This window comes from Okeania sp. KiyG1, from assembly GCF_014132355.1.
Taxonomy (GTDB): Bacteria; Cyanobacteriota; Cyanobacteriia; order Cyanobacteriales; family Microcoleaceae; genus Okeania.
On sequence record NZ_BLZO01000093.1, the window covers coordinates 158,417 to 175,578 of the forward strand.

Below are 17,162 nucleotides of genomic sequence, written 5' to 3' on the forward strand. Positions count from 1 at the left end.
TGAGCAGCTAGTCTCAATAGTCTCCCAATTATCTTCCCGAAGTAATTATTAGAGGTTTTTATGAATTTAAAATTAGTTAAATCCTTAGCAGAAATAATTAACAACTTAACTCCAGAAGAAAAACAGCTTTTGGGAAAAATGATTAATTTAATTCAAGATAATAACCAACCTGAAAATCAGTCTTGGCATGAGTTTATTGAAAACACTTATGGCAGTATTCAAGATGAAACTTTTGTCAGACATTATCAAGGTAATTTTGAGTAGAAAAAATTATTTGAATAAAAGTAGGTTGGGTAGAACGAAGTGAAACCCAACAAATAATACCAAACTCAAAACAGGTAGTTAGAGTTGGGTTTATCCTTCGGATAAGCTGCGCTAACGTTACCTCAACCCAACCTACAAACTAATTAATTAACTATTCTCTGACAATTTCTTAGCTTTGCACAACTGCACCCAATGTTTCCAACCCATATACAAACCAAATAACAATATCGCCCAAACAAAACTAGGTTCTGGAATACCTACCATCCCATCAGGAGTCTGTTTTTTCACTTTCTCCCGACGACTAGAACTACTAGGATCAACTCGTTGCTCGTCACTCACCGCCACAAAAGCAGTATATTTCGACATCAACCGATAACCCAAAGCGACATTTGTCACAGCTTCAACTTTTTCTGACATCTCCCCATCAGTCATTTCCAACATCAATTCCTTAATTTTGGCTCGTCCCCAAAGTTGAGCGATCGCTTCATTCCCACCATCTGAGTCGAAGCGCAAGGGAAAGGTCTTACGATATGGTTTTCCACCAGCAGCAACGGCAGTTATTTGCAAGTTTCCACTGAGTCGGTCTTGTTTACGTCCGTACAAAATTAAAGGTTCTTGAGCAAATAAGTCTGCAGGTTTGAGTGGGAATATTTCGGGAGCTTCTCCTAAACCCTGCCAAGTTACTTCTATATTGGTCAAAACTGGGTTATTAATTTCATTGAAAAACTTTTCTACTACCGCATCGACAGATTCATCGTGACGTACAACATGGACTGTACCCCGTCCTACTTCTGCTAGTCGGTTTAATAAAAATCGATTTACGGAGCTACCAACACCAAAACTATAGAGACGGTTTCCTGGTTGTAGTTGTTTTTGTATGCGAGAAATGATTTGATTTTCATTGCCAATTAAACCATCTGTTACTAGGACAATACTTCGCAGTCGCCCATTTTTTGCTGGTGAAAAGTTCAGTACAGTATCAATTCCATTGAGTAATTCTGTTCCACCATTTGCCTTTAAGTTATTAACATAATCTATGGCTTTTTTCTGGTTAGCAGGAGTATTAGCTAAAGGTTGGGTTGATAATGTTTGAGCGCTATTAGCAAAGTCAATAATTGTGAAGGTATCGTCAGGATTTAATCCCTGAAGAAAACGGCGCATTAATACTTTTGATTGTGCTAAAGGCGCACCGCTTTGGGAACCGGATGTATCCATCAAAAATACTACATCTTTCGGTACAATTTCTTTGGTTTGATATTCCAGAGCGGGAATTAAAGAAACTGCAAAATGTCCGCCTTTATTATCTGCTTGAGAGAGAACTGTAGATTGGGTTTCTTTGCCAGCTACTTGATAACGAAGAACTAAATCTTTATTGGGAATAGTGTCAGTTTTGTTTAATTGTACTTGAGTAATAGATGGTAATCCTGACGCAGCAATTTTTTGAATTTGGATTTGATGGGAGGGAGAGATAATATTAGAAATTGGTACTCCGGCATCAATTTCAACTGTGACATTAATATCATGACCAGAACGTTCTTTTGGTGGAGTTTTTGCCGTTTGAGAAAGTAAGTTAGTCAGATAATTTGTGGTAGGTAAACTGGCTAAATGAATTGGTTTTTCTGGAAAACTACTTAAATTAGAATTTCCTGGATTATAACGAGGTCCGACAACCATTGGAAAGACAAATTCATAGTCACCCCCGGCAAATTTTAAAGCATCAGTGTAGCGAATTACTACCTCTATAGTTTCCCCTGGTTGAATATTAGCTAAAGACTGAGTAAAAATATTAGCTCGTTCTTGTTCCAGTAAAGCAGCAGTTTTTCCTTCTTTTTTAGCTTTATTGTAGATTTTTTTTGCTTGTTCCCGTTTTTTAATCATGCCTTTAATCACGCGATCGCCTATACGAATTTCCATATCATCCACGGCAGATTCATCGGGAAGTGGAAATTGATAAACTGCTTCTAAAGGAGTTTTATAAGGATTAGTAAAACGTTGTACTACTTCTACTCTCGATACATTTCCCGCAATTTTAGCTGTAACATCTGTATGTTCTAATGGAAAAGCTTGTACTGTCCCTGTGGGAGATTTTGCATATAATCCGCCAAATTCTGGAGGCGAAATAACTGGTTTTTGAGGTTCTGATTTAAGTTTTTCTGATTGAATAACAACAGGTTTTTGTCGAGGAGAACTTGAAAATATTCCTGCTAAAACTATCCCCGTTAAAAATAAGCAAGTTATACCTGCAACTCCACCAATAAATAATTTAGGAAGATTATTTTTGACTGTAGTTAATTCTGGATAACTATTCAAATCATGTAAAATTTCCCGTGCTGTTTGATAACGATTTTTAGTCGCAGTTTTCAGCATTTTATCAAGAATTTGACTCAACTGAAGAGAAACAGGACTTTTCAAATAATCTCGCCAAACCCAACTATCCTCACTACTATCAAATAAATCAAAAGGTGCTACTCCAGTAAGTAGATAAATACAAGTTATAGCCAAACTATAAATATCACTAGCAAAGATAGCTTTACCCCTTACTTGTTCCGGCGCAATATATGCTGCTGAACCAATTAAAGTTCCAGTTTTTGCCAAAGCAGTTTTAGAGGTAAATTTAGCTGCACCAAAATCAACTAAAACTAGAGAATTTTTTTGATTTTCATCCCGCTCGGAGTTAGCAATACGAACAATATTTTCTGGTTTAATATCTCGGTGTATTACCTGATGGCTATGAACAAACTCCAAGATAGGTAACATTTCATTCAGAAATTCTCGGATTTTAGCTTCACTGAAAACTCCCTCTGTTGCCAACTCTTCAGCTAAGTTTTGACCAGCAATATATTCTTGTACTAAATATTGATGATTATCTTGAACTAAATGAGCAAAAAGTTCTGGTATTTGTCGATGTTTGCCGAGGGTTTCTAAACGTATTGCTTCTTGTTCAAATAATTCTGTAGCCTTCTGAATACTTTTAGCATCTTGAACTGTAGAGAAAAATTGTTTAATTACACATAAAGGTTTTGAAGGTTTGAACTCATCCACAGCTTTAAAAGTTCGACCAAAACCACCCTCACCAATAATTTCTAAAGCACGATATCGTTCTGCCAATAATAGTTTTGAACCACATTCCTGACATAGTTCTGTTTCTGCTGAATTCTGATGTAAACAGTTAGGATTAAAACATTTACTCATGGCATTTCTCAACTTTCTAGAATGACAGTCATTTCAGTTATCAGTTATCAGTTATCAGTTATCAGTATCTCTGCAATAAGGAGGCTACAAAAATACAGAATCTTCTTTTCTCTTAGTCTGATGGATATGGTTCTGAGACCTCACTATCCCACCCTATTCTTAAGAGACAATATTGTTGTGTGACTAATCAACCCAAAACGATATTACCTAAGATTTTAAATAAGGAAATAGCATTTTGTTTATCTCCACTGTCAACTTCCTATTTTCCCGAATAGTAGAAAAAAATTTTTGTCTAACTTTTTTTGTAAAGTGCAAGAGTTACAACAAATTGATAAATTTTTGCTACAAATAGCTAGGATATTTCTTAGGAGTCAGGAGTCAGGAGTCATATGGGAATGACTTTAATACCAGTTTTTAGGTCGGAATTTATCTGTTTAGTTCAAGAGATATCTCCGATAAAGTATTTTAATTATCCTCATTATTCGTAACATTCTTTTTCAAATTAGTATAATCAACCCAAAACGACATTATCTAAGATTTTAAATAAGGAAATATCATTTTGTTTATTTCCACTGTCAACTTCCTATTTTCCCGAATAGTAGAAAAAATTTTTGTCTAACTTTTTTGTAAAGTGCAAGAGTTACAACAAATTGATAAATTTTTGCTACAAATAGCTAGGATATTTCTTAGGAATCAGGAGTCAGAAGTCAGGAGTTGTATCGGAATGACTTTAATACCATTTTTTAGGTCTGAATTTATCTGTTTAGTCCAAGAGATATCTCCGATAAAGTATTTTAATTATCCTCATTATTCGTAACATTCTTTTTCAAATTAGTATAATCAACCCAAAACGACATTATCTAAGATTTTAAATAAGGAAATATCATTTTGTTTATTTCCACTGTCAACTTCCTATTTTCCCGAATAGTAGAAAAAATTTTTGTCTAACTTTTTTGTAAAGTGCAAGAGTTACAACAAATTGATAAATTTTTGCTACAAATAGCTAGGATATTTCTTAGGAATCAGGAGTCAGAAGTCAGGAGTTGTATCGGAATGACTTTAATACCATTTTTTAGGTCTGAATTTATCTGTTTAGTCCAAGAGATATCTCCGATAAAGTATTTTAATTATCCTCATTATTCGTAACATTCTTTTTCAAATTAGTATAATCAACCAAAAACGATATTACCTAAGATTTTAAATAAGGAAATAGCATTTTGTTTATCTCCACTGTCAACTTCCTATTTTCCCGAATAGTAGAAAAAAATTTTTGTCTAACTTTTTTTGTAAAGTGCAAGAGTTACAACAAATTGATAAATTTTTGCTACAAATAGCTAGGATATTTCTTAGGAGTCAGGAGTCAGGAGTCATATGGGAATGACTTTAATACCAGTTTTTAGGTCGGAATTTATCTGTTTAGTTCAAGAGATATCTCCGATAAAGTATTTTAATTATCCTCATTATTCGTAACATTCTTTTTTCAAATTAGTATAATCAACCCAAAACGACATTACCTAAGATTTTAAATAAGGAAATATCATTTTGTTGATCTCCACTGTCAACTTCCTATTTTCCCGAATAGTAGAAAAAAATTTTTGTCTAACTTTTTTTGTAAAGTGCAAGAGTTACAACAAATTGATAAATTTTTGCTACAAATAGCTAGGATATTTCTTAGGAGTCAGGAGAGTCATAATGAATGACTTTAATACCATTTTTTAGGTTTTAATTTATCTTTTTATTCCAAGAGACATCTCGGATAAAATATTTTAATTTCCCTTATTATTCGTAACATTCTTTATTCAAATTGTTAAAATATTTTGCTCTATCGCTAAGTACTATTCATCCACATATAGTATTACTATGCAGAACTACTAAAAAAATAAATTTCATATTTCAAGCTTCCTACTTCAGCAGTCGGTAATGATAGTGGTGAAAAAAATTTACCCATAAATGTCGATTTGACTAAAAACAGAGTTTGATTCTCATAACTCTAATAAATGATATATAGGCTATTTCTACTGACTACTGACTACTGACTACTGACTCCTAAAGAATGTAGTGAAAAAAATTTACCCATAAATGTCGATTTGACTAAAAACAGAGTTTGATTCTCATAACTCTAATAAATGATATATAGGCTATTTCTACTGACTACTGACTACTGACTCCTGACTCCTAAAGAATGTGTTTAAAAAAATTTACCTAGAAATGTCGACTTGACTAACAACAGAGTTTGATTCTAATAACTCTAATAAATTATATATGGGCTATTTCTACTGAATCTTGACTCCTGACTCCTAAAAAATGCAGTTACAGCCATCATTCCCCAAATAATTCCTAAACGAAATTTAGTTGCAGAATGTACTTCAAATTGAGCAGATACTAATAACTTATGTAACTCTGCTTGGGTATAACATTGTTGATAAGCAGGATCGAAAATTTGTAAGAACCAGTCACAAATTCTACAGACAAAATAATCTTTGTTCCAGTCAAGAATTATTACTTTACCATTTGGTTTAAGCACCCGTTTCATTTCTCCTAATGCTACTTGAGGTTTGTCAAAAAAATGAAAAGAATTAGCACATACAACTACATCAAAAGAATGACTGTTAAATGGCAATGAATGAACAGATGCTTGTTGGAACTTAACGTTAGAATAAGCCTGATATTTTTTCCTAGCTACATTTAACATATTTTCAGATATATCAACTCCTATAATTTCTTGTTTTGGATTTTTTTCAAGCAAAAGTCTTTCAAATTCGCCAGTTCCACAAGCAACATCTAGAATACTTGCTTGTGGTTCAATTTGCTGCCAGTTATGTAGAAAGGTAAGAGTATTAATTATATAATTACGCCAGCGTAAATCGTAGATATTAGCAAGTTCATCGTATTGCCTTTTAATTTTAATTTCGTTCATATTATTTCAGTTATAGCGCTACGCACTAGGGAATAGGGAACAGGGAATAGGGAATAGTAAACTGTTAAAAATTTTCAGGGTTTATAAATGTCAAACACCTTAAACTGAAGTTTATTTTTTCATCAATTTTTGAAGGTTATAGTTTACCTAAACTTTTTCAATATATCAATAGAAATCGTCCGATAATAAAAAATTAAATCAATTATACAGGCGAATGGCATTCGCTCCTAGACTTTTAACTTCCGCGTAGCGGCAATAGATACATCAATTATTTATCCCTACTATCTATTTTCTGGAGAGGTTTAATATATATGCTTGACTTGCGGATATTTAGACAATAATTTCACAAAATATACTTGACAAAATATTGATATTAAAAGTAAGCTCTAGGAAAAATTAATGCAAGTATTTTCTGCGGAATGCTTACAAATTAATTAATCATTTAACTAATCAAAAATTATGATTTATCTGAATAATCTGGGGGTAACTTACCAAGATGGCACAATAGCTTTACATAACATTTCTATTGAATTTACTCAAGGGGAATTCACAGTAATATTAGGGTCTTCTGGGGCGGGAAAATCTACCCTTATACGCTGTATAAACTTTCTTACTCATCCTACAAGTGGTCAAGTAATTACTGAAGGTAACAGTAATTTACATCACCCCAAAATATTACAAAAACATCGCCAAAGGACAGGAATGATTTTTCAACAACATCAATTAATTCCTCGACAAACAGCTCTGAAAAATGTTCTAGTAGGTCGTTTAGGTTATCATTCTACTTTAAGAAGTTTATTTCCTCTTCCTAAAAAAGATCAATATATTGCCTTAAACTGTCTAGAAAGAGTAGGTTTATTAGACAAAGCTTTAACACCTGTGAAAGCATTAAGTGGAGGACAACAACAACGAGTAGGAATTGCTCGTGCTTTAGCCCAACAACCTAAATTTCTCTTAGCTGATGAACCGATCGCTAGTTTAGATCCTGCCAGTTCTCATCAAGTTTTATCCAATTTACGAAAGATTTGTCAGGAAGATGGAATTGGAGCTTTAGTTAGTTTACACCAAGTTGATTTAGCTTTAGAATATGCCGATCGTATTATTGGATTAGGTAAAGGGACTATTCTCTTTGATGGTAGTCCTTCAGAGATAAAAAACCACCAACTTGAAGAAATTTATCAAACGTTCTCTTTAAGTAATACCAATTCACCTTAAAAATGTCACAAATAGTTTCAAATGAAATCTTACTTTTGACTTTTAACTTCGGTGAAATTGTGGAAATCTTACTTTTGACTTTTGACTTTTGACTTTTAACTTCGGTGAAATTGTGGAAATCTTACTTTTGACTTTTGACTTTTAACTTCGGTAAAATTGTGGAAATCTTACTTTTGGCTTTCGACTTTTAACTTCCATGAAACGGTGAAATTTTGACTTTTGACTTTCGACTTTTAACTTCCATGAAACGGTGAAAATTTGACTTTTGACTTTTGACTTTTAACTTCGGTTAAACGGTGGAAATCTTACTTTTGACTTTTAACTTCGGTTAAACGGTGGAAATCTTACTTTTGACTTTTAACTTCGGTGAAACGGTGAAAATCTTACTTTTGACTTTTGACTTTTAACTTCGGTGAAATTGTGGAAATCTTACTTTTGACTTTTGAATTTTAACTTCCATGAAACGGTGAAAATTTGACTTTTGACTTTCGACTTTTAACTTCGGTGAAATGGTGGAAATCTTACTTTTGACTTTTGAATTTTGACTTTTGACTTCCGTGAAAGGGATTGACTTTTGAGAGACAATACCTATAATTTCATTAATGTGAGTATTTCCTGCGGACTGCTGCGCAAACAGCTATTAGTAGTCAGATGATGATTTTTAATTCTCCTTGGATTGGAGACTAATTCTTCTTTCCAAACAGTATGAATTAATAACTCATAGCTGATGGCTGATAGCTGATAGCTGAATGCTTACTCATTAATTGTTTAGTCAAGAAAGATTATGTTAAGTTTAATCCTCAAAAAAAATTTTTGATAGTGGTTTTTTTGGCTTGGTTAGGTTTAGTTAGTTGTAGTAATTCTAATACTCAAACATCAAATACAGAAAATCAAGCAGATACAAAAGCAAATCCTGAGAAATTAGTGGTTGCTTTATTACCAGATGAATCTGCAGCTACTGTCATTCAAAATAATAAAGGACTTGAGACTTATTTAGAAAATAAACTAAGTAAAGATATTGAATTATTTGTCAGCACTGATTATTCTTCCATGATTGAAGTGGCTAGCAAAGGACGTTTAGATTTAGCCTATTTTGGTCCATTATCTTACGTTTTAGCCAAAACTAAAAGTAATATTGAACCCTTTGCTGCTTTAGAAAAAGATGGAAAAACCACTTATCAAGCTCTAGTTATTGGTAATGCAGAATCAGGAATTGATTCCTATGAAAAAATAGAAGGAAAAATAATGGCTTATGGCGACCAAGCTTCTACTTCTAGTCACTTAATTCCTAAGTCAATGTTAATGGAAAAAGGATTAAAAGCTGGGGAAAATTATGAAGAAGTTTTTGCAGGTGCCCATGATGCTGTTGCTGTTGCTGTTGCTAATGGAAAAGCACAAGCGGGAGGGTTGAGCAAACCCATTTTTACTGCCTTAGTTGAGAGGGGAACAATTGATAAAAATAAGGTAATTATTATTGCTGAATCTAAACCTTTTCCTCAATACCCTTGGACAATGCGTTCTGATTTAGAACCTGAACTTAAAACGCAAATTCAACAGGCATTTTTAGAATTAGAAGATGAAGCGATACTAAAGCCATTTAAAGCAGATGGATTTCAATCAATTACAGATGAAGATTATAATGTGGTCAGAGACTTAGGAAAACTACTCGATCTTGATTTTGCTGAATTGAGTAAATAATAAATAAGCTGTCAGCTATCAGCTATCAGCTATCAGCTTCTGAAACACATCTAAAATTTCCTCCTACACAATTAATTGTATGAGTTAACCACTTAAGTTAGTCATTATTGTGTTTCAATTCTATAGTTGAAAATATAGTAGAAGTTAAAGGAAAAGCTTGCTTAATTTATGAAAAATATTAAATAGGGCTTGCTGATTAAATATCAAAGCATTGACTGATATTGGTTGTAGATTTTTTTTATCTAAAAAAGCGTTAGTTTTTCGGTGAAAAAAGCTCAAAAAGTTAGTATTTTGAGACGATTATGGCAGAAAAATCAACGGAAAATTTTTCCTACTACCGCTTCTATAATTTCCCTAAATCCTGACTACCGAATACTACGAAGAGCAAAAATACTTTTTCAGCAAACCCTAAATATCTGAGAGCTGATTGTTAATAGCTGAATGCTTACAAAAAATTAGTCAATTTTATTCTAAAAATTATCTTTAATAATAAATGAAAACTGAAAAATGACAAATAGCAAATAATATAGCGTTTTCAAATGAGATGTTAAATAAGAGTTGGTTATTTACTAACGGTAAAAAGTCCGGCAAACCTTCTTACCTGTTGCCTGTTGCCTGTTGCCTGTTGCCTGTTGCCTGTTGCCTAAAAGCGATCGGGTTTTTGGAGCAACTCAAATGAAATTACTATAACTGATAACTAATAACTGAAATGATGGTTAATCCTAATAAATTTGATAGTTTGCTCCGTCAACAACAAAGAAGTTGGTATATTTCTTTGACTAAAACATTGACTTTGTTAGGCATTATTTTAGTGAGTTTTGGGAGTGTGGGATTATTGGATGGACAACGGTTATCCGAGGGAGTTCCTGACTTAATTGACATGGTTGGAGAAATGTTCCCGCCTGATTTTAGTCGCGCTCTAGACTGGATTAAACCTTTAGTTGATACTATTGCTATGAGTATTGCTGGTACAGGTATGGCTATTATTCTTTCCATTCCCCTTTCTTTAGGAGCTGCTCGTAATACCACACCTCATCCTTTTGTTTATTTCCTATCAAGAATGATTCTGAATATAGCCAGGGCAATTCCTGAATTAATTCTCGGAATTCTGTTTGTAGCATCAGTTGGATTTGGCACACTTCCTGGGGTATTAGCATTAGGATTTCATTCAATTGGTATGGTGGGAAAATTCTTTGCTGAGGCTATAGAACATACCGATAATGCTCCTATTGAAGCTGCAAAATCTGCGGGTGCTAATCATTTACAAATTATTTTTCATAGTATTTTTCCTCAAATTTTTCCTCAAATTGCTGATGTAACTTTTTACCGTTGGGAATACAATTTTCGAGCTTCAATGGTATTAGGAGCTGTGGGAGCTGGTGGCATTGGATTTGAGATTATTGGAGCCTTACGTTTACTCAAATATGAGGAAGTTTCTGCACTTTTATTGGTTGTGTTAATAATGGTTACTTTAGTTGATAGTTTAAGTAATTATTTACGTCAAAAATTTAATTAAGGAAGAAGGAAGAAGGAAGAGGGAAGAAGGAAGAAGGAGTAAATATTGAAAAAAAGAGAAAAACGATAGTGTGCATTTCATATTTGCAAAAATACTTTTTTCCTATATATTCCCTAGTTTATATTCCCTTTTGCCTGCTGCCTATTGCCTAAAAGCAATAAATTTTTGGCTTTATTCAAAATAGAGATGCACACAATAATTTCCTGAAATTACTATGGTATATTTAATGTCGCACAGCAAAAAGTTTTAAGCCTATAAAATCATAATGCATGACTTTTAAATGCATGACTTTTGAATTTACTTGGTATATTTAATGTCGTACAGTGAAAAGTTTTAAGCCTATAAAATCATAATGCATGACTTTTAAATGCATGACTTTTGAATTTACCTTTAAACTTTAGATATGAAATAATTTCCTGAAATTGCTGATAAAATCTTACTTTTGACTTTTGAATTTATTTTAAACTTTAGATGTGAAATAATTTCCTGAAATTACTGTGGTATATTTAATGTCGCACAGCGAAAAGTTTTAAGTCTATAAAATCTTACTTTTAACTTTTGAATGCATGACTTTTGAATTTATTTTAAACTTTAGATGTGAAATAATTTCCTGAAATTACTGTGGTATATTTAATGTCGCACAGCGAAAAGTTTTAAGCCTATAAAATCTTATTTTGACTTTTGAATGCATGAATTTACTTGGTATATTTAATGTCGCACAGCGAAAAGTTTTAAGCCTATAAAATCTTATTTTGACTTTTGAATGCATAAATTTTGAATTCCTTCCTCATTATGAATAAAAAACCTAAAGTTGTTATTACTCATTGGATTCATCCTGAAGTTATTGACTATCTAAGTCAAACTTGTGAAGTTATTCTCAATGAAACTCAAGACACATTATCTCGTGAAGAAATTATCAAACGAACCAAAGAAGCTGAAGGTTTAATGGTATTTATGCCTGACTATATTGAATCGAGTTTTTTAGATGCTTGTCCCCAATTAAAAATTATTGCCGGAGCTTTAAGAGGTTATGATAATTTTGATATAGATGCTTGTACAAAACGAGGTATTTGGTTCACAATTGTTCCCGATTTATTAGCAGCACCAACAGCAGAATTAACCATTGGTTTATTAATTGGATTAGGTCGTCGAATGTTAGAAGGCGATCGCCTAATTCGTGATGGTAATTTTCAAGGATGGAAACCACAACTTTATAGTAGGAGATTATTAAATCAAACTCTAGGAGTTGTGGGAATGGGAAAATTAGGAAAAGCTTTGGTTCAAAGATTAGTAGGTTTTGAAATGAATTTACTTTACAACGATCCTATTCCTTTATCTGTAGAACAAGAAACTGCCTGGAAAATCTCTAGAGTTTCTTTAGAAGAACTCTTAAAAAGTAGTGATTATGTGGTGTTAATGGTACCATTAATTCCTAATACCTACCATCTGATTAATGAACATACCTTAGCTAAGATGAAACCAAATAGTTTTTTGATTAATCCTTGCCGGGGGTCAGTTGTAGATGAGAAAGCGATCGCCTCGGCAATTCAATCAGGACATTTAGCTGGATATGCTGCTGATGTATTTGAGATGGAAGATTGGGCAATTTCTCATCGTCCTCAAGAAATTTGCAACACATTAATAACTGAGAAAAATCAGACTTTTTTCACTCCTCATTTAGGTTCTGCTGTTGATGAAATTCGCCATGATATTGCTTTTGAAGCAGCAAAAAATATTGTGCAAGTTTTATCACGAAAAATTCCTCAAGGAGCTGTTAAAAAGCTATAAATCAAGAAGGAAGAAGGAAGAATGAAGAAGGAGTAAAGAAAATTAAGAAGGAGTAAAGAAAGTAGATGCGTCTATAGACAGTTAAGGTTTTTGATGAAAATTAATTTTGTAATCTGTTTAAATTCCTCCATCTGCGTTATTTGATTTCGTTAATACTTTCAAATTTTTCAAATTTATTTTTCAAGTATTGTTTCCCAACAGGATTAAGAGTAAATACTGTCAAATTATTCTCTAATTTTCCATCTAATAATAATCGTTTTTTCAGGGATTGAATTACGTTTACAGATTCCTGAATAGATAGTTCTGATTTTCTAATTATTTCTCCCATTGAAATTGGTTGGTTTTGATTGGCAATTTGCTCCATAATTCTGATTTCTACAAGAGATAAATGCTGCAATTGTTGTTCTAATTCTGCTTGTAATGCTTCTGGTAAAATTAGGGTTTCATATTCCATAAATTCTGCTAGTTGACCGCCAAATAATTCTTGAATTGTTGTTGCTACGATATCTAACCATCGGGGATTTCCTTGATAATTATTAATCAATTTTTCCCAGGATTCTCGATCTACTAATTGGCGTTTTTGGCATATTTCATTTGCATAAGCTCCTAAACTTCTTAAAATTAAGGTTCCCACTGGATAATTTTCTGTTTCTAATTTGGTAATTTCTGGGATTTTTTCTCTACTTATTAATAGCAAACAACTCTGATGGGAGACTGTTACAAGTAGTTGAAAAAAATCTCGATAATCTTCATAACCAGATTTGTATTGACCTGAAAGTTTTCCTGGAGCAAATAATTTTTGTACGTCATCAAATATGATGCAACAACGATATTTTTCCAGGTATTTTTGTAGTTGTGATAATAGAGTTTCGATATTGTCAGAAATTTCTGTTTCTGGTACGAAAATTTGCAGGAGGTTAGTGAGAGTTGTGGTGAGGGTGGGAGAAAAACGAAGAGTGCGATAAATGATGTAATTAAACGTAGGGGTTTGGTTACCAAACCCATTTATTTCCTGAATTAATCGTAGAGAAAGGGTAGTCTTGCCAATACCACTTATTCCTAAAAGCGAGATGACACGGAGGCGATCGCTCACTATCCATTTTGATAAGGTAGAAAGTTCCTCTGTGCGACCATAAAAGTTAATAATTTCCGGTGCTTTGTCTAGGTCGATAATATATTGAGTTGGTGTTTAACGAAAAAATCGACGGCAAAAATGGCAATGACATTCTCATCGGTGCAGCCGGAAACGACACTTTAGTTGGTGGTGGCGGTGCAGATGACTTTGTTTTAGGCAGTGGCAAAGCTTACAAGAAAAAAGATTTAGGTATTGATACCATCACAGACTTTAAACGCAACGTTGACGACATCATTCTCGATACAGATACATTTGTTACCCTAAAAAGTGATTTAGGAGAAGGATTTAGTATTAAGCGAGAATTTGCATCAGTTAAAAACAAAAAAGCCGTTGCTGGTTCAGTTGCAGATATCGTTTACGTTCGCTCCACTGGAGACTTATATTACAACGCCAACAGTGCTTTACCTGGTCTTGGCGGTGGAGGAAAAATCGCTACATTAGACGGTGCACCGAGAATTAGTGCTTCTGATTTTGTCTTGGAATAATCGGTAATATTGATGGTCATACAATGGGTAGGGGTGAATGGCTATTCGCCCCTACTCTGGTCTACTTCTAGTCTCTAATCACCAAACTAATTATTCAAGATGTTAACTAACAATTAATTAACAGCCTGACAATATTCTTCATAAACACCATCAAGCAATAAATTTAAAGCATCTACTGCCTTAGCTGCTGCTGATAATGCCTCCTGTTTTTCAACATCAGTTTCACACATTTTCACTAATGCTTCTCTTGTAACTTGGCTGTGAATTTCATCAGCTTTTTCATGTACTTTAAAAAAGGCTAAAGCTGCTTCAGAATTAATGCCATAAAATTCTTTCAAACCAGCAATTTTAGTAGTAGCTACTTCAGGAATTTGAGACTCATAAGCATAAAGAGCTGCTAAACCTTTTGCTGGATTTTCACTGCGAGCTAACTCTTTGAGAATACTTACAGATTCCTTGGTTTTTGCTAAATGTTGTCTATTTTTAACTGCTTCTCGTTTTACACCTAAACCTTCCGCAAAACGTAACCATAATTCCGGATGATTTGCTGCTCCCATTTCCTCTTCCATGAGATTTTCTAACAGCATTTTACGAGTTTCTAAGTCATCACAAGCTGCATGGGTAGCACTAACATAAGTGGGGAAATAGTGAACTTGTAGATAATATTCTTGAGCATACTCTTGCAACATTTCTAGAGAAAGTTTTCCTTCATTCCACATTTGGTAGAAAGTATGCTTCAGTAGATGTTGTTTTTCAATAATCTCATCAAGTTGTGCAAGGAAATCTTGTGCTGTCATTTGTGTATTTTGAAGCAACATACTTATTTAGTAAATTAATTGTTTCAGATATGGATATTATCACATCTTGTTCTACAGCGCTATGCACAAGTCTGTAGGGGCGAATGGCATTCGCCCTCTGTAGAGTCTGTGGGTAAGTCCTTATTTATTGTCTTTAACTAAAAGATTTAGTCTTCTTCTTTGAAAGATATTAGCGCCTACCATATATTTGCAACTACGTCAAATCCCTGTTAGAGCAACTGATGAAAATTTGTCAATCTTGGCTGAAGAAATATCAGGTAATTCCTGGAAAAACAACGAAATAATCATGGTTTCAGGCTGAAAAATCTCATTAAGTTATGAAAGTCCCTGGATTTTTCTTTCTTAAGTCTATCATGGGAAGGCTGAAACTATTGAAACTCCGTGAGCTAATTTACGTTTTTTTTGATGGTTTTTGTCAGGGGTTGATGACAAAGTTGAAAATTTTAAAATTATAAGTTGAGATTGATAATTAAAACTTTTCAGATAGCGATCGCTAAGGTCAAGGATGAGGATTTCATAAGATACAGAATTTCAAGGGCAAAGATTGAAAAATTTGAAATGACTTATTCTGTTAAGTAATAGATCAGCATTTTCCTAGACATTTATCGACAACTGTGGACAAAATGTATAGGTATAACCGTCTTTTTTATGTACAACTTTTAATTTGCTTACATGAACACTTTTAGCTTTTTGTCCTGGCACTGTGAAATTAAAACTATTTGATTTTGACCGAGGATTAACTCTACCTACTTCCCCTGTTTCAATATTCAACGCTAAATCTCCACTATTCCAACCTTTTATCGGTTTTAGTGGGTTGTACCTGATTGGGTATCCATATTTATTGACCGCTGCTTTTTGTCTACCTCCTTGGCCTTTGCATATAGCAACTAAAGCTTGGGTGGTCTGGAAATTTAACTGATTCACTTCTCCCACACAAGCAGCGTCTATGCAGTGTGCTTTGGGTAACTGTTGCTTTCTGCGGTTAAATTTTGTCTGTCCTCCACTACCTATAGTTACTTCCAAACCTTTAGTCTTTAAGCTATTGAACAATTTCCACCGCGTAGAATTAACTGAGTAGTGCATCTTTTAAAGGCGATTTAGCTTGAGTAAGTATTCGCTTTAATAATTCTGGTTTTCCTGATAAGAAGTCTTTGACATCTTGATTACTTTTTATCTGATTGCATTTAGTACAGGCAACAGTTAAGTTAGATACTCGGTCTGAACCTCCTTTTGACTTGGGGTGAATATGTTCTATTTCTAGTGGTGTATTTGTTTTTCCACTTGTGGAAGCACATCTCGGACCCCATTTTTCTAATAAATATTCTCTCAATTCATATCCTGCTAATTCACCCTGTTGATACTCTATTCCTTTAATTTCTGGATTTTGAATCAATTGAGTATCAAAGCGAACCAACTCCATTGAGATTGATTCTACAGGAGAAAACTTAATTAATCGTTTGACCCAAGTCATAGTAGTTTCGACTCTGTGTATTAGAGAGGGTGCTAACCAACCAGTGGGCTTCTTTTTGTTCGGGTTACCTGGTTTACGGTATCTAAGGTTTTTTTGTCCTTCTAGCTCTCCGTCTGTGAGAACGATGACCGCAGTTTTTCGGAAATTAATGAACCTCGATGCTGAATTTCTAGCATCCAGATCACCTTGTTTCCTTCTAATAAAGCCATCCCTGTAAATTTTGAGCCTGGGTCAATCTTTAGAGTTAAAGTTTTTTTCTACAACTATTTCAACAGCTTTGCGTGAGAATCAAAGTAAACGGAAAGCGTCGCCATACAGCAGCTTTACCAGAATTTAACAATCTACGAGCTACAGTTGGTTTGCAAGGTTGTAATGGTTTTTTGTTTGTATCTAGTCGCGAAAACATAATTAGTGTTAGACATTGTGGTGTCTAGTCCTTTTCAGTAAAGTGTTCCTCGATTATGTTGGCCAGGCTTGTTAATACCCTAAACACTATCGGTATCAAACCCACTTCCGATGGGCGCTATTAAACGCTGTCCTTAATTTAGAGTGACCAGTATATATGCTGGAGTTCACTTATGGTGGTCGTGACCTGCCAACGTAGTCAGTTAAGACTTAATCTGCAACCTTTGAGAGACAATTCCTAAAAATGTCTAGGGTTGG

At 33.8% G+C, this 17,162-nt stretch carries 10 protein-coding genes and 1 pseudogene; 6 read left to right on the forward strand and 5 right to left on the reverse strand.

What is annotated here, in order from left to right; genetic code table 11:
• The first annotated feature begins 60 nt into the window (after nucleotides 1–60).
• Entirely contained in the window at nucleotides 61–264 is a 204-nt protein-coding gene (locus tag SAGCYANO_RS22575) for a hypothetical protein (RefSeq protein WP_202222125.1), read from the forward strand.
• Between the two features lie 147 nt (nucleotides 265–411).
• Here SAGCYANO_RS22575 and SAGCYANO_RS22580 read toward each other — a convergent pair whose 3' ends face one another.
• Nucleotides 412–3,456, reverse strand: coding sequence for a VIT domain-containing protein (locus SAGCYANO_RS22580; protein ID WP_202222126.1), 3,045 nt, complete (start codon nucleotides 3,454–3,456; stop codon nucleotides 412–414).
• Nucleotides 3,457–5,704: 2,248 nt separating this feature from the next.
• Nucleotides 5,705–6,373 carry a class I SAM-dependent methyltransferase gene (locus SAGCYANO_RS22585; RefSeq protein ID WP_202222127.1) on the reverse strand — a complete coding sequence of 223 codons (669 nt, stop codon included), beginning with the start codon at nucleotides 6,371–6,373 and terminating at the stop codon, nucleotides 5,705–5,707.
• Between the two features lie 459 nt (nucleotides 6,374–6,832).
• On the opposite strand from SAGCYANO_RS22585, the gene phnC reads away from it, so the two are divergent.
• The 4 genes from phnC (at nucleotide 6,833) to SAGCYANO_RS22605 (ending at nucleotide 12,590) form a co-directional block, all read left to right on the forward strand.
• Nucleotides 6,833–7,588, forward strand: coding sequence for a phosphonate ABC transporter ATP-binding protein (gene phnC, locus SAGCYANO_RS22590; protein ID WP_202222128.1), 756 nt, complete (start codon nucleotides 6,833–6,835; stop codon nucleotides 7,586–7,588).
• A gap of 819 nt (nucleotides 7,589–8,407) precedes the next feature.
• Nucleotides 8,408–9,286: a phosphate/phosphite/phosphonate ABC transporter substrate-binding protein gene (gene phnD / locus SAGCYANO_RS22595; RefSeq protein ID WP_237396534.1), complete on the forward strand. Its 879-nt coding sequence runs from the start codon at nucleotides 8,408–8,410 to the stop codon at nucleotides 9,284–9,286.
• Nucleotides 9,287–9,998: 712 nt separating this feature from the next.
• The gene (gene phnE / locus SAGCYANO_RS22600) at nucleotides 9,999–10,802 is read left to right on the forward strand and encodes a phosphonate ABC transporter, permease protein PhnE (protein ID WP_375339976.1); all 804 of its coding nucleotides are present in this window, start codon (nucleotides 9,999–10,001) and stop codon (nucleotides 10,800–10,802) included.
• 792 nt (nucleotides 10,803–11,594) lie between these two features.
• Nucleotides 11,595–12,590, forward strand: a complete 996-nt coding sequence (locus SAGCYANO_RS22605) for a phosphonate dehydrogenase (protein ID WP_202222131.1) — start codon at nucleotides 11,595–11,597, stop codon at nucleotides 12,588–12,590.
• Nucleotides 12,591–12,726: 136 nt separating this feature from the next.
• Here SAGCYANO_RS22605 and SAGCYANO_RS22610 read toward each other — a convergent pair whose 3' ends face one another.
• Complete coding sequence (locus SAGCYANO_RS22610; protein ID WP_307785954.1) at nucleotides 12,727–13,764, reverse strand: AAA family ATPase; 1,038 nt, start codon at nucleotides 13,762–13,764, stop codon at nucleotides 12,727–12,729.
• An 11-nt stretch (nucleotides 13,765–13,775) separates the two neighbouring features.
• On the opposite strand from SAGCYANO_RS22610, the gene SAGCYANO_RS48840 reads away from it, so the two are divergent.
• Nucleotides 13,776–14,210, forward strand: a complete 435-nt coding sequence (locus SAGCYANO_RS48840) for a calcium-binding protein (RefSeq protein WP_305081053.1) — start codon at nucleotides 13,776–13,778, stop codon at nucleotides 14,208–14,210.
• 113 nt (nucleotides 14,211–14,323) lie between these two features.
• Here the strand turns inward: SAGCYANO_RS48840 and SAGCYANO_RS22620 are convergent, their stop codons facing one another.
• Nucleotides 14,324–15,007 carry a CADD family putative folate metabolism protein gene (locus tag SAGCYANO_RS22620; protein ID WP_202222133.1) on the reverse strand — a complete coding sequence of 228 codons (684 nt, stop codon included), beginning with the start codon at nucleotides 15,005–15,007 and terminating at the stop codon, nucleotides 14,324–14,326.
• A gap of 615 nt (nucleotides 15,008–15,622) precedes the next feature.
• Nucleotides 15,623–16,905 (reverse strand): annotated as a pseudogene (gene iscB / locus SAGCYANO_RS50575) (RNA-guided endonuclease IscB).
• Nucleotides 16,906–17,162: the final 257 nt, after the last annotated feature.

What these genes read in the sequence shown, in the direction of transcription:
- SAGCYANO_RS22575 (WP_202222125.1), top strand. Translation starts at nt 61, where the DNA reads ATGAATTTAAAATTAGTTAAATCCTTAGCAGAAATAATTAACAACTTA.
- SAGCYANO_RS22580 (WP_202222126.1), bottom strand. Translation starts at nt 3,456, where the DNA reads ATGAGTAAATGTTTTAATCCTAACTGTTTACATCAGAATTCAGCAGAA.
- SAGCYANO_RS22585 (WP_202222127.1), bottom strand. Translation starts at nt 6,373, where the DNA reads ATGAACGAAATTAAAATTAAAAGGCAATACGATGAACTTGCTAATATC.
- phnC (WP_202222128.1), top strand. Translation starts at nt 6,833, where the DNA reads ATGATTTATCTGAATAATCTGGGGGTAACTTACCAAGATGGCACAATA.
- phnE (WP_375339976.1), top strand. Translation starts at nt 9,999, where the DNA reads ATGGTTAATCCTAATAAATTTGATAGTTTGCTCCGTCAACAACAAAGA.
- SAGCYANO_RS22605 (WP_202222131.1), top strand. Translation starts at nt 11,595, where the DNA reads ATGAATAAAAAACCTAAAGTTGTTATTACTCATTGGATTCATCCTGAA.
- SAGCYANO_RS22620 (WP_202222133.1), bottom strand. Translation starts at nt 15,007, where the DNA reads ATGACAGCACAAGATTTCCTTGCACAACTTGATGAGATTATTGAAAAA.